At 55.9% G+C, this 13,593-nt stretch carries 12 protein-coding genes and 2 pseudogenes; 3 read left to right on the forward strand and 11 right to left on the reverse strand.

What is annotated here, in order from left to right; all coding sequences use genetic code 11:
* Positions 1-168, forward strand: a pseudogene (sdhB, locus tag AC1DK4_RS33900) (succinate dehydrogenase iron-sulfur subunit); the annotation flags it as partial.
* Positions 169-208: 40 nt separating this feature from the next.
* Here sdhB and AC1DK4_RS33905 read toward each other — a convergent pair.
* Positions 209-296: pseudogene (locus tag AC1DK4_RS33905) on the reverse strand (IS6 family transposase); the annotation flags it as partial.
* 65 nt (positions 297-361) lie between these two features.
* Here AC1DK4_RS33905 and AC1DK4_RS33910 point away from each other — a divergent pair.
* Positions 362-499 carry a hypothetical protein gene (locus AC1DK4_RS33910; RefSeq protein ID WP_441623232.1) on the forward strand — a complete coding sequence of 46 codons (138 nt, stop codon included), beginning with the start codon at positions 362-364 and terminating at the stop codon, positions 497-499.
* A gap of 56 nt (positions 500-555) precedes the next feature.
* Here the strand turns inward: AC1DK4_RS33910 and AC1DK4_RS33915 are convergent, their stop codons facing one another.
* The 3 genes from AC1DK4_RS33915 to AC1DK4_RS33925 form a co-directional block, all read right to left on the reverse strand.
* The gene (locus tag AC1DK4_RS33915; protein ID WP_441623234.1) at positions 556-1,218 is read right to left on the reverse strand and encodes a TetR/AcrR family transcriptional regulator; all 663 of its coding nucleotides are present in this window, start codon (positions 1,216-1,218) and stop codon (positions 556-558) included.
* A gap of 123 nt (positions 1,219-1,341) precedes the next feature.
* On the reverse strand, positions 1,342-3,117 hold the full coding sequence (locus AC1DK4_RS33920) for an acyl-CoA dehydrogenase C-terminal domain-containing protein (RefSeq protein ID WP_441623236.1): 1,776 nt from the start codon (positions 3,115-3,117) through the stop codon (positions 1,342-1,344).
* A 67-nt stretch (positions 3,118-3,184) separates the two neighbouring features.
* Complete coding sequence (locus tag AC1DK4_RS33925; RefSeq protein ID WP_441623238.1) at positions 3,185-4,855, reverse strand: AMP-binding protein; 1,671 nt, start codon at positions 4,853-4,855, stop codon at positions 3,185-3,187.
* A gap of 352 nt (positions 4,856-5,207) precedes the next feature.
* On the opposite strand from AC1DK4_RS33925, the gene AC1DK4_RS33930 reads away from it, so the two are divergent.
* A complete protein-coding gene (locus AC1DK4_RS33930) occupies positions 5,208-5,795 on the forward strand; it encodes a TetR/AcrR family transcriptional regulator (RefSeq protein WP_441623240.1) in 588 nt (195 codons plus the stop codon).
* Positions 5,796-5,845: 50 nt separating this feature from the next.
* Here the strand turns inward: AC1DK4_RS33930 and AC1DK4_RS33935 are convergent, their stop codons facing one another.
* The 7 genes from AC1DK4_RS33935 to AC1DK4_RS33965 form a co-directional block, all read right to left on the reverse strand.
* On the reverse strand, positions 5,846-5,971 hold the full coding sequence (locus tag AC1DK4_RS33935) for a winged helix-turn-helix transcriptional regulator (protein ID WP_441623242.1): 126 nt from the start codon (positions 5,969-5,971) through the stop codon (positions 5,846-5,848).
* Positions 5,972-6,172: 201 nt separating this feature from the next.
* The gene (locus AC1DK4_RS33940) at positions 6,173-7,159 is read right to left on the reverse strand and encodes an NAD(P)H-dependent flavin oxidoreductase (RefSeq protein ID WP_441623244.1); all 987 of its coding nucleotides are present in this window, start codon (positions 7,157-7,159) and stop codon (positions 6,173-6,175) included.
* 152 nt (positions 7,160-7,311) lie between these two features.
* Positions 7,312-8,898, reverse strand: a complete 1,587-nt coding sequence (locus AC1DK4_RS33945) for a class I adenylate-forming enzyme family protein (RefSeq protein ID WP_441623246.1) — start codon at positions 8,896-8,898, stop codon at positions 7,312-7,314.
* A gap of 93 nt (positions 8,899-8,991) precedes the next feature.
* Positions 8,992-9,990, reverse strand: coding sequence for a Bug family tripartite tricarboxylate transporter substrate binding protein (locus tag AC1DK4_RS33950; RefSeq protein ID WP_477132054.1), 999 nt, complete (start codon positions 9,988-9,990; stop codon positions 8,992-8,994).
* Positions 9,991-10,073: 83 nt separating this feature from the next.
* Positions 10,074-10,697: a 2-hydroxychromene-2-carboxylate isomerase gene (locus AC1DK4_RS33955; protein WP_441623250.1), complete on the reverse strand. Its 624-nt coding sequence runs from the start codon at positions 10,695-10,697 to the stop codon at positions 10,074-10,076.
* A 417-nt stretch (positions 10,698-11,114) separates the two neighbouring features.
* On the reverse strand, positions 11,115-12,299 hold the full coding sequence (locus AC1DK4_RS33960) for an acetyl-CoA C-acyltransferase (RefSeq protein ID WP_441623252.1): 1,185 nt from the start codon (positions 12,297-12,299) through the stop codon (positions 11,115-11,117).
* Positions 12,300-12,459: 160 nt separating this feature from the next.
* Positions 12,460-13,194, reverse strand: coding sequence for an SDR family oxidoreductase (locus AC1DK4_RS33965; protein ID WP_441623254.1), 735 nt, complete (start codon positions 13,192-13,194; stop codon positions 12,460-12,462).
* Positions 13,195-13,593 lie beyond the last annotated feature (399 nt).

Genomic DNA, 13,593 nt, shown 5'->3' on the forward strand with positions numbered 1-13,593 from the left:
ACCAGGCCACACCAGGCCACCAGCCAGCGCCTGGACGACCTGAACGACCCGTACCGCCTGTTCCGTTGCCACAGCATCATGAACTGCGTCGACGTCTGCCCGAAGGGGCTGAATCCGACCAAGGCCATCGGCAAGATCAAGGAGCTGATGGTTCGCCGCGCCGTTTGAGGCGTCGCGATGGCGTTGTCAACCTGCCTATCGCGAGACAAGGCATCGCGCCGCTTCTGCAGCAGAATGTCGAGTTCGGCGCCGTGTTCATCGACCGACTGCCACGGCAAGTAGGGCTCTCCGCGCAGCGGGCCATGGGCCGCTCGAGCCCGACAGCAGTCCTCGCCATATCAGAACAACACGGCAATACATCATGAATCTCAAGCGCGTGAATCACCAGACCACGACTGCGCGCGAGCTCTATGACAGCATGTTTGAACTCTATTCCGATCGGATCAATCCCGGCTCGTTGTGGGCGACAGCCCATGCCGCGAAGAACACCCCGATATAAGCAGCACAAACGCATGTGGCGCGATCTCGGGTCACCGAGATCGCAAGCCCATCACGTCATTGAAACTTTCGTAGGGCAGCGTTGATAGGCAAATTGATTCCATGCCTTGAAAAGATTTTAGAGAATGCCTCAGCCCTGAAAGAGACAGGTTTCCCTAGAAAAATACAATCGTGATGAATTCCCAGCACGAAGCCATAGATTTCGAAACCAAGCAGCCTGGTATCTACGTCCGAAGGGATTTCCCCGCACACTACGGCATCGCGTAACTGCACATCAAGACAGTTACGCCATCCATTTACGACAAACCGCATTGTCTCCCCGGTCAGCTCGTCAGTACTTGCGCAGTATTCGGAAGCGGCACGAAGCAGTAGACACCCCCCATCCTTGAGCACGTACTCGCCCAACCACATGTCAATGATTCGTACAAGCCGCTGAATCCCTTTTGGGGTGTTTCGCGTCACGTCATTCGCATCGCGGAGTAAGGCCGAGTAGTATTCCACCAGCACTTCGGAGATAAGGTCTGCTCGCGACTGAAAGCGGTCATACACCATGCTCTTCGAAATGCCTAATTGTGCCGATAGCTCGTTGATCGAGAACTTGCTCAACCCGTGCATCCTCGCCAACTGAGTCGTGACTCGCATCACGTTCTCTCTTGAAGACCGGACAATTGTCCTTCTGTTGCGTAGTGTATCGCTTGGAACGGAAGTCTGAGTCGTCATATTTACCAAATTCTTCCCCCTGGCCCGTGAGCCAGAGGCGTTGTCACAAACATCGACGCGATGAACTGCCTGAGCCTATGCGACCAACCACCAGCCTGGGCAAAAACGTCAAGATCGCTCGCTTCAGCCGAAATCAATCGCCATGATCGGCCCCGACCCGGTTGCAATCTCCACTGCAAGAGCATCCACTTCTGGTAGCAGCTTTTTGAAATAGAAACGTGCCGTGGCGATCTTTGACGCATAAATTGGATCAGAATCATGGCTTTTGGAGAACGCTAGAGCAGCCATACGGGCCCACATCCACCCAAGCCCCACATGACCGACCAGCCGCAAGTACGCGACAGCGACACTCCCTTCAGTATGAGGGTCGATCTTGGATTGCACTGACACATCCTGCGTCGCGTTTCGCAGCAGGTTGATCGCACGGGACAGTGAGTTTGTGAAGTCCCCCATTTCTGGGTCGGCGGCATGCGTTTCAATGAATTCTGTGATGATTTTGAGGAAAATCTCAAGCTTCTTACCGCCATCCATCAGAACCTTACGGCCGAGCAAATCCAAAGCCTGAATGCCGTTCGCACCTTCGTAGAGTGGGATAATTCGCGCATCGCGAAGATACTGCTCAACATGATTGTCAGCGATGTATCCGTGCCCACCAAATACTTGCATTGCAAGACTAGTGCATTCAACGGCGAGGTCGCTGCTGAATGCCTTCACAATCGGAGTTACAAGAGCAGAGAGCTCCGCCGCCTGATGGCGGATTTCGGGGTCTTTGGTGGCATGCTGCGTGTCAGCAAGTTGGCATGCCCACCATCCGAATGCACGTGCTCCCTCGACGTATGCTTTCTGAGTCAGGAGCATACGACGCACATCCGCGTGCTCGATAATTGAGTCTGCGGGGCCCCTTCTAGCCGATTCCTTTGGAGACCTGCCTTGCAAACGATCCTTGGCATAGGCTAGCGCCTTCTGATACGCCGCTTCCATCAGTCCAATTGCATTGACACCGACAAGAAGTCGCGCATGGTTCATCATGACGAACATCGCCGCCAGCCCCTTGTTCACCTCACCCACGAGATATCCGGTCGCACCGTCAAAGTTCATTGTGCACGTGGCATTTGCATGAATCCCCATCTTGTGCTCGAGAGAACCGCAAAAGACCGCGTTGCGCTCTCCCAACTCCCCTTTGGAGGACACCAGGATCTTCGGAACAAGGAAGAGAGAAATGCCCTTGACGCCAAGCGGAGAGTCCGGAAGCCGCGCGAGTACCAGATGGATGATGTTGTCCGTGAGATCGTGCTCACCGCCCGATATAAATATCTTCGTACCCGTGATGGCGAAGGTGCCATCGTCATGCGGAATAGCTCGAGTTCGCAAGAGTCCAAGATCGGTTCCTGCGTGTGGCTCGGTCAAGCACATCGTTCCCGCCCATTCGCCAGATACCAGCTTCGGCAGGTAGAGCTCTTTCTGCGCTGCCGTAGCGTTTGCAGCTAGACAAGTATAGGCCGCCTGTGACATTCCCGGATAAGCTGCCCACGCCATGTTGGCACCGGCGAAGATCTCTAGAACTGCCGCATTCACGGTGTTGGGTAGACCTTGACCGCCATGCTCCGGGTTACATCCCAGCGACGTCCAGCCTGCTTCAATGAACTGCTGATACGCCATTTTGAACCCGTCGGGTGTGGTAACCACACCTGCGGAGGGCATGGAGCATCCCTGGCGGTCCCCAATGTCGTTCAATGGTGCCAGCACTTCTGTCGCGAACAGACCAGCCGCCTCTATCACCTGGTCTATTGTCTCGGAACTCAGGTCATCAGCTTCGGAAAACGCGGGAGGGGTTGTCACATCGAGCAGTTCGTGGAGCACGAACTGATATTCGCGAACTGGAGCGTGATAGGCGTTCATAGCTATTGTTGGCGAGTTGCCGTTTATTTTTGAGAAAGAATGCGAGATTCGATACGATCAGCTGAGCCTACGTACTTTCCCGATCGGGTGCCATGCGAGAGCGCAATTCTCTCCGTAGGATTTTTCCAACCGTGGACTTAGGCAGAGAGTCCGCTAGCGTAATGTGCCGCGGCACCTTATAGGGCGCCAGATGAGCGCGACAGTGTGCTTCCACCTGCTCCGTTGTTAGGTTCACGTCCCCGCGCGGCACGACAAAGAGATGTGGTACTTCTCCAGAGCGTTCATCTGGAACGCCAATGCACGCCGACTCCAAGACATTCGGCATCATTGCCATGACAGACTCAATCTCATTTGGATAAACGTTGAAGCCTGAGACGAGAATCATGTCCTTCTTGCGGTCCACCATTCTCATGAAGCCCTGCTCGTCCATGGTCACGATGTCCCCCGTTTTGAACCAACCGTCGGTAGAAAACGCCTTCTTTGTTTCCTCCTCCCGGTTCCAATAGCCGTTGAAGAGTTGTGGCCCCCTGATAAGAAGCTCACCTGGGGATCCAAGCGAGACATCATCCCCACCCTCGTTCACGATCCGAACATCAGTAGATGGTGCAGGGAGGCCGATCGTTCCACTTCGGCCGGGAGGATTGAATGTAGCGCTGGGTGAAGTCTCGGTCAGACCGTACGCTTCAGTAACGGCGGGCGCGCCGATTGCGCGCCAACGCGTCGCGACGGCTTCATGGATTGACGCCCCTGCACCAATAACCAGCCGAGTCTCGCTGAAGTCGACCGATTGAAGTTCAGGTTCGTTGACCAAGGTATTGAACAAGGTATTGACACCGATGAAAATCTGAAATGGATGCCGCTTCATTTCGGCAATCACAGTAGCGGCATCGCGGGGATTGGGAACTAGACGATTTTCAACACCTAGCGACAGTCCCAGCAGTGCGGTCGCGAGTGGAAAGACGTGGTAGAGAGGCAGCGGTGTAATCATCGATGCCTTCATTCCGGTTAATGCGAACCCAGTCCAAGTCGAAACCTGCGCCAGACTTGCGCAAACGGACTTGTGCGTGAGAATCGCCCCTTTGGATAGACCTGTCGTACCACCGGTGTACTGCAGAATGGCAATGTCTTGAGCCGTCTGAGTGACTTCGACAAGTCGGCTCCTGCCTCCACGCAGGATCGCGTCGGCCAACGCTCTGGCATTCCCTTTGCCGTCGGCTTCGTCTTGCTGGACAGGCTCAGCATCAGTCGCCGCGAGTTCGCCAACAATCGCCCCCAGTCCGACAACAGTCGCTGTTAATACCTGCGCGATGCTGGTTTCGGCCAGTACTTGCTGCAATGACTGCTGCAACTGCTCCGCGACAATAATGCAGGTAGCGCCAGAATCCTGTAGCTGGTACTTAAGTTCCCGTGGCGTATATAGAGGATTGACCGGAACCGCCACCATCCCCGCTCGGAATACGGCTGCCAGGCCGATCATGAACGCAGGACAACTTGGCAGCATCAGGGCTACCCGGTCGCCTTTCTTCAATCCCGACTGTTGGAAGAAGGTAGCAAGCGCCTCGGATAGGAGACCAAGTTCTCTAAAGGTCAGCGACTCTTCCAAGCAAGTGAGCGATGGACGGTCCGCGAACAAGTTGACTACCTGCGCAATCTTTGATCCTAGCGTCGCCTCTTCGTCGATCTCAATCTCAGTTGGCATCTCGGGCGGATAGGATCCATGCCAGCGCTTGGCTTCCATTTCAATGTCTCCTTGATAGTTGTTATACCCCGGTTGAATCCGTGGGCTGTATCGCACAGTGCCTGCCAGGCTGCATGACGAATTCTATCTCGCTTGTCATCTCGTGGACCCCCCTCGAAGGGGAAACGCCACCAGCTGGTTCGACTGTAGGTTAACGTTCGTTTGGTAAACGATCGTAGGTTACGTACAGGAGCATGTCAACAGGTATTCATGGCAGGGAACGCCGCAGGGACCTAGGTCAGGCCTACAAGTACCGCAGCGCGCCGGTGTTGGGCTATGCCAATGCCTGYCGGCGTGGCGGTCGTTTTCCTAAACGATCGTAATGCTATAATTTCCACACATTGACTCATTCATGGTGAACGGAATGCGGTACTCAAGCACTCACAAGCAGGAGACACGAGAGAAGATTCTGAACAGCAGCCGAGCGATAGCCAAGACGGGCGGATTCGATTCAACAGGCGTCGATGCCTTGATGAAGGCGATTGGGCTCACCGGCGGCGCTTTCTATAGTCATTTCGATTCGAAGGCGGAGTTGTTTGCTGCTGTTATCGAGCAAGAGCTTTCCAACAGCACGGAAATGCTTGCGGGCAAAGAGACAGATGAAGATCATTTTGTGAAACGTATCCGCAGTTACTTGAGCAGTTCTCATGTGCTGCATCCAGAAACAGGCTGCGCCCTACCGACCTTGGGACCAGAGATTGCGAGGGCCGACGCCTCAGTCCGCAGCTCCGTAGAGCAAAGTGCAAGAAAGCTGCAGAGCAGTTGGAAGAATCGCCTGGATGATTCTGATGCAGCCTGGGCTTTGCTAGCGCAGTGCGTGGGCGCCATCTTGCTCGCACGAGTGGTTGAATCAGACAGGACTAGACAGCAGATTCTCGCGTCTAGCCGCCGCTTCCTTGGGCGGTCCATCGAGCAACTCGAACCGCTCACCAAGACTTAACACAACGCAAAGGTTAGCAAAGGTCGCTTGAAGTTAGCAGCCCTGCAGGATCATTTTGTTAGGGCCTCTAAGGAGCGCAGCCGTCGGCTGAGCATGTTCGGCGCGATGCCTAGCGACCTTTCGAACTGATTGTAGTGTCTCCCGCCCTGTAATACCTCGCGCAAAATTAGTAGCACCCAGCGTTCGCCTGAAACTTCATCGCGCGATCAGCCGCACTCTCGTATAAAGGCTTTCGACGTTTTTCAATGATGAAGACATGGCGGAGAACATAGCATTTGGTTGCAGGCACAGCATCTGCGGACGCCCTGGCTAGGAATTGAAGTGCGACCGACTAATCCCACAGCGAACGGCGTCCAGACGCGATGATGTACGTTTAACTAACCGCGACGATCTGACAGGAGCCGCGCGAGGCGATGCGCAATCAACTGTTCGGCCTCATCCATAATCCGATCGATCAAGGCCTGTACGGTCGGGACATCTCGAATCAGGCCCGCCACCATGCCGCAACTCCAGGCACCCGCGTCCATGTCCCCATCGACCATGACCCTGGGATAAACTCCAGCTACCTGTTCGTAGATATCATCGATTTGCAGTTTCCCCCCCTTTTCCCGCTCGATGTCCAGGATCCGCTCGACGCCCGCGTTGCTTAAGACTCGCTCCGTATTGCGCAGCGGGCGCATAACAAGGCGAGTATCAAGTTCTGATGCGCTGACAATGGCCTGCTTGACGTTTTCATGTACTGGCGCTTCCTTTGTAGCGACGAACCGGGTTCCCATATTCATACCATCGGCGCCAAGCGCTAGCGCCGCGACAAGACTGCGTGCGTCCGCCATGCCGCCTGATGCCACAAAGGGAATCTTTAGTTCATCCGCGGCTCTGGGCAACAGGATCATGTTGGGCACATCGTCTTCCCCTGGATGTCCACCGCACTCGAAGCCATCGACGCTAACCGCGTCACAGCCAATCTGCTCAGCCTTCAGCGCATGCCGCACAGAAGTGCACTTGTGAATAACCTTGATACCGGCTGCCTTGAGCAAAGGCATGAATTCTTGCGGGCTGCGACCGGCGGTCTCGACAATGCGCACGCCCCCTTCGCGGATCGCGGCGATATATTCTGCATAGGGCGGCGCGGCGAAAGTAGGCAGGAACGTCAGATTCACGCCAAACGGCTTGTCGGTCATGGCAGCGCAGCGCGCAATTTCGCGTGCCAGTAGCTCCGGCGTCTTTTGTGTCAGAGCGGTAATGATTCCGAGACCGCCGGCATTCGAAACTGCGGACGCCATCTCGGCGAGTCCGACATAGTGCATACCGCCCTGAATGATTGGATGTCGGATGCCAAACATCTCGGTAATACGAGTCTTCATAATGTTCACGTGTTCAGTCTTAGAAATGCAATGGTGTCGGCTTCTTTCGCTACGCGCATGCGGGGTTGGACAGGAACCGCCCCAACACTACCGGTATCACTGAAACAAAGTGCCGCCTTCGGCGTGCTCGAGTCGCCTGCCCGGCACTGTCATCAGGCGAGAGGACGGTTGTCGTTGTAGGAGGCACGAAGCTCGCGCTTTAGCACCTTACCAATCGGACTGCGGGGCAATGAATCGACGATAACGAGGTCCGCCAGGCGCTGCATCTTGCCGATGCGCTCATTGGCCCAAGCCTGCAATCCCTCGCCCAACTGTTGCGCCCCGGCGCGCAGAGTGACAAAGGCGACAGGAGTCTCGCCCCACCGTTCCGACGGCACGCCAATAACTGCCGCCTCGGAAACATTAGGGTGATTCACAAGCACCTGCTCCAGGTCGCTTGGATAGATGTTGAAGCCACCAGAAATAATCATGTCCTTTCGTCGGTCCATTAGCACGAGAAAGCCGTCCTCATCAAAACGGCCAACGTCACCTGTGCGAATGAACCGGCGGCCCTCGCTGTCGTACCACTCTGCTTCAGCCGTCTTTTCGGGCTGCTTGTAGTAGCCGGTCATCATGGCAGGCGAGCGGCCCACGAGTTCGCCAACCTCGCCAAGCTCGAGTTCGCGGCCTTCCGAATCGATAATGCGCACTTCGTCACCGGAGATTGGCCTTCCGACGGTGTGGAGCTTATCGGGATATTCATGCGCTCGCAGTTCGAATGTCGCCCCGCCCTCCGTCATACCGTAAAACTCCGTGAGCTCGCCTGGCCAGCGTCGCAGGATATCTGCCTTGAGCGCCGCGGAAAAAGGAGCACTGGTGCAGAAGCGGTTGTGCAGCGAGGAAAGATCGTAGCGATCGAAGTCCGGATCCTCCAGCAAGCGCTTGTACTGCACCGGTACCAGCATGGTATGCGTGGCACGGCAACGTTGAGCAAGCTCGAGATATTGGGATGCATCGAACTTCGGCATCAAGATGACTGTGCCTCCCAGTGCTAGCGTCGGGATAAAGCTAACCAGCGTGGTGTTGGAGTACAGCGGTGTGGAGATCATCGTGACCGCATCGGGTCCGTAGCCGCGCTCTGCGCTGCGCACGGTGTAAGCGTGGCGCATTGCGTGCGACTGTACGATTCCCTTGGGCGTGCCAGTGGTGCCGGACGAGTAGATGATGTTGAAGGCCCATTCCGGCTGGATGTCAACAGGCCACGACGCGCTGCCCTTAGGGGCGAGCCACGCGTCGTACTCCTGGGTGTCGACTCGGATGAAGCGGATTCCCGTCGGCAGCTTTGCCATCGCCAGTACCTGTTCGACGGGCCCATCAATAAAGACAATGCGCGCCCCGGAATTGGCGATCATGCTTGCGAGGCTATCAGGGTGCGCATCAGGCGATAGCGGCGCCACCGAGGCCCCCGCGCGCAGGCTACCAAAGAAGACGGCGGCATAGCGGACGGAGCTCTTTGCGCAGATAGCGATGGTGTCCTGCGGGACGATGCTATCGCGTTGCAGTGACGCGGCGCAGCGGCCAACGATGGCGTCGAACGCGGCAAAACTGACCGTCTCTCCCTCACAGATGATGGCCGGATGCTCTCCACACGCAGCGGCGCATTGGTGAATCATGTCCGGCAGGCTCGTAAAAGCCGTAACGACAGACCGCGGCAGCAAATCCTGAGATTGCATCTGCGTAGGATTGGGGAATTCGTTCATAGTCTCCAGATCTCGTGTGTAGTAAATCCGCGGGAATATTCGACGGGCGCATCGCACCGCGGCTCAGCATTGAAGCGGGCGATGAATCCGCGACTAGACCTCTGGCTTGTAACCAAGCCTGCGAATGAATTCGCCCCACCTCTCCCGATCCTGGCCGAGTTGCTTTGTGAGACTGTCCACATCCCCTAAATCGGGTGGCAGCAGCCGTAACTGCTCGAATCTTTCGCCGAATACTGGCGCGTTCAGCACCCCTTTCACAAGCGCATTGACGTGAACAGCCAGCTCCCTGTCCATTCCTCGTGGGGCGTACAGGTCAAAGCTAACGGCAAGTTGCTCCATGCCCTGGTATCCCAATTCCCTGAACGTCGGAACTCCTGGTGCAAGCTTGGTCCTTGCTGGGCTGCTGATCGCCATAGCTCGCAATCTCCCTTTTTCGACGTACGGCATCACGGTCGACATCACGTCGAACATGACCTGAACTTGCCCGCCGAGTAGATCCTGGAGAGCCGGAGCCGAACCCTTGTAGCCAATATGCCGCATGTCGACTCCGGCCAACTGATTGAATAACAGGCCAGCTAAGTGCGATGATGTGCCGGGGCCGACAGAGGCGAAGTTCGTCTTCCCTGGATTGGCCTTCATCCAAGTGACCAGCCCAGCGAGATCTGTGGCGGGAACCGAAGGGTGCATGTACATGACGCCTGGCGTGCGAGCAATCTGCGCCACAGGCGTGAAATCTTGAACTGGGTCGTATGGTGTCTTGATCGTATATGGAACCAGCGTTAGCGCGTCACTGAGTGTCAGCAAGAGTGTGTAGCCGTCCGGCGCTGCATGAGCGACAGCGCTTGAGCCGACAATCGTCGAACCTCCAGGCTTGTTGTCGACTACGACAACCTGCCCCGTTGCCTTCGTGAGCTCTTGGCCCAACGCACGCGCGAGATTGTCGGTCGCCCCTCCCGCGGGAAACGGCACTACCACGCGGATAATCTTGTTCGGGTACTTCTTTGCTTCCTGCGCAAGAGCTAGATGGCTTGCAAATGTCGTGCCTCCGAACCATGCTGYACCTACAGCCGCCAAGAACGATCGACGTTCCATATGTTGTCTCCTCTTCCGCTGCGATATCACCATCATCATGGTTGCGCGGTTTTTTATTTGTACCTGCCTTTTTTCGTACTCATCTATTTCTTGCGTGCTTTCGTCTTTTGAATCTCCTCCTCAACGTCCCGCAACTGATCTTTTCCGAAGAACATTTCATCACCGACGAAGAATGTTGGCGAGCCAAACGCGCCGCGGGAAAAGGAGTTCTCGGTGTTTTCTAGCAAAATCTGTTTGACTTCGGAATCTGCGATGCGCTCCTGAAATCCCTTACCGTCCAAACCGACAGCATCGAGCGCCGTAGCGATGACGGCCGGATCATCCATTTTCAACCCTTGCTCCCACATATTCTCGAAGACGACATTCACGTAGGACATAAAGGTGTCGTTCTTTTGGGCGGCCACGGCGCCACGCATTATCTGCAAGGTATTGATAGGCCAAAAGGGGTTATGTTGGAACGCCGTCAGACCGTGCCTGGCGACAAAGCGTTGCATCTCCAGCTCCGCATACTCCGGCTTGTTCTTGATTCCCCCAAAGGCTTCGGCTGGCGATCGGTTTCCTGTTAGTCTGAAAATTCCGCCAAGTAGCACCGGAACATACTCAAACTCGACATCTTGACGTGCCTCAATAGCCGGAATGACCTTGTGGCTAAGATAGGAATTTGGACTACCGAAATCAAAGTGGAACTGGACACGTGGGGCACTCATGATGTCTCCTGGACAACGAGCATAGTGAAGTCTGTGTGAAATGTAGCGACGGCCCGCAGGCCGTGCGTGTGTGGCTCGACGCCGGTGCAAGAGGGTGGTCAGCTTCTCCGAGAGTGCCATGATGTCTGAGAACATTCAGACAGTACCGATATCAGGTGTTGGTCGGCCGACCGTGTGGCTTCGAACCGCTCCCTCGCGTCGCCTGCCGAACGCGCCTCAATCGTAATGACACCGGCTAGCTCAACGGCCGAGTTCAATACGAATAGGGAAAACTTCTTTGCGTCGTCGTGTGATGCATTCTGGTCTTTAGACGTCATATATTTCATGAAGATTTCCGGATGGATTTCTGCTTGTGCCAGCGGACTTTTTGCAAATCGCCTTGAGCAATTCTGCCGTTGCACCACGCCGATTAACGCTCTACGCCACTTCGAACAGTCCCGCAGCACCCATCCCGCCGCCGATGCACATGGTGACAACCACATACTTTTCACTACGCCTTTTGGCTTCGATCAATGCATGAGCAACAAGCCTCGCCCCCGTCATACCGTATGGATGACCGATTGAAATGCCACCACCATTGACGTTGAGGCGCTCCGGATCGATATCAAGACGATCCCGACAGTAGATGACTTGGCTTGCAAACGCTTCATTCAGCTCCCACAGTCCAATATCCCCTACCTTCAGGCCATGGCGCTCCAAGAGCTTGGGGACCGCGAAGACTGGGCCAATCCCCATCTCCTCTGGCGCACAGCCAGCGACTGCAATGCCGCGATAAATTCCCAAAGGCTGCAAACCACGGCGCTCAGCCAAGCGGCGTTCCATCAGGATGGAGGCGGACGCACCGTCAGATAGTTGACTGGCATTGCCACCGGTAACTACGCCACCGTCAATTGCAGTCCTAAGCGTTCCCAATGCTTCCACCGTTGTGCCGGGACGGTTTCCTTCATCTCGATCAAGTGTCACCTCACGGAAACTGATCTCCCCCGTGTCCTTGTCCTGGATGGCCATCGAAGTCCTGATTGGCACGATCTCATCCGCAAAAAGCCCCCTCTCCTGAGCAAAGGCAGTACGCCGCTGCGACTCTGCTGCGTAGACATCCTGGGCCTCCCGCGAAATGCCGTACTTACGGGCTACGAATTCGGCCGTCTGCAGCATAGGCATATATGCGTGGGGAACTCGTTCCGTCAAAGCCGGATCAGCGGCACTAGCCATCCATTCGACAAAGCGGTCCTGCACCAGCGAGATGCTCTCTTGCCCGCCTGCGGCAACTACATCCATACCGTCCGCCATAATCTGCTTGGCCGCCGTGGCCACGGCCATCAAGCCAGAGGCGCACTGGCGGTCAATGGTCTGTCCAGCGACGCTGATTGGCAATCCGCCGGCCAGAGCACCAAGGCGGCCAAGATTCATCCCCGCTGTACCTCCAGGCATCGATGTACCGACAACGACGTCCTCGATCTCTTCCGGCGCTACTCCTGCGCGTTGAACCGCATGCGCAAGAACGTGGCCGATTAGGGAAGGCGATTTCGTGTTGTTCAGGGAACCCTTATAAGCACGACCGATCCCGGTCCGCGCCGTAGAAACAATGACTGCTTCGCGCACACTACGCTCCTAATGATGACAATATGGGCAGACACAAGTCGCCGCTCTATTGATCCGTATAGACGAAGGGGCACCGACTTTCGGTCGTCCGGGACTTCCTCTCGCTGGCAATCTGAGCCGACATGCAGGATCAATAGCAGAAGACGACAAGCTGATTTGATTACCAGTTTTCGATCCAGGGACGCAGGTCCAACTCGAATGTCCAGGCATCACGCGGCTGAGAATGGAGGTACCAATAGTTCTCTGCGATATGCTCCGGGTTCAGGATGCCATCTTGGTCTTTCAATGCATAACGGTCAGGGAAAGTCGAGCGAATGAACTCGGTGTCGATAGCGCCATCGACCACAATATGTGCGACGTGAATATTCTTGGGCCCGAGTTCGCGCGCCATGCTTTGTGCAAGCGCGCGTAGAGCATGCTTCGCACCTGAAAAAGCAGCGTAATTCTCTTTACCTCGCAGCCCTGCAGTCGCACCCGTAAAGAGAATGGTGCCCCGTTGTCGCCTGACCATGCGTCGGGCCACTTCCCGGGCATTCAGGAAACCTGAAAAGCAGGCCATTTCCCAGATCTTGAAGTACTTGCGCGCGGTCTCCTCAAGGATTGAACTAGGCACATTGGCTCCGATGTTGAAGACGAGCACTTCGATTGGTCCAATCTCAGACTCGATCTTTTCGATAAGTGCCACAACCTCATCTTCCTTGCGCGCATCCGTGCCAAAGGCGTAGGCCGTACCCCCTGTACTCCGAATCGACTCGACCAACGGCTCGAGCTTATCCGCAGAACGGCGGGTTACGCAGGCAACCATGCCTTCCGCGGCGAAACGTCGGGCAATCGCTCCACCTGTCGAGTCGCCCGCTCCGATTACGAGCGCTACCTTCTGCTCTTTTGCATCCATCCTGTCGCCCTCCTTTATTGATGAACTATCGTTTAGTTAACGGACGATAGTTCATCACGAGGACAGCGTCAAGAGCAACATACCCGCATGAACCCGCTGCTGCGATCGACTCGCGTCGACCATTCATCCGTGCAGTTACTGAGGACGCATTACGCGGGTGGCGGGGAGGATACCCTTCCCCATTACAGAGACCGCCTTCGCGGTGGATATGCGAGGAGCCGATCCTCGAATTGAGTGCGTACGGACGCCCGCCGGACTCTTCTAACGCGGCCTGCATAGGGCAGCTCCACGGGTGGCATGGACCGTATCCGGCACAGATTGTTGCGCAATGTGCCTATGAGCTACTCAACGGTAGCTACGGTACTTGTCTTGCAAGCTGACCAGTCATATTATACAAAG

This window comes from Cupriavidus sp. 05N38 (genome assembly GCF_056397345.1).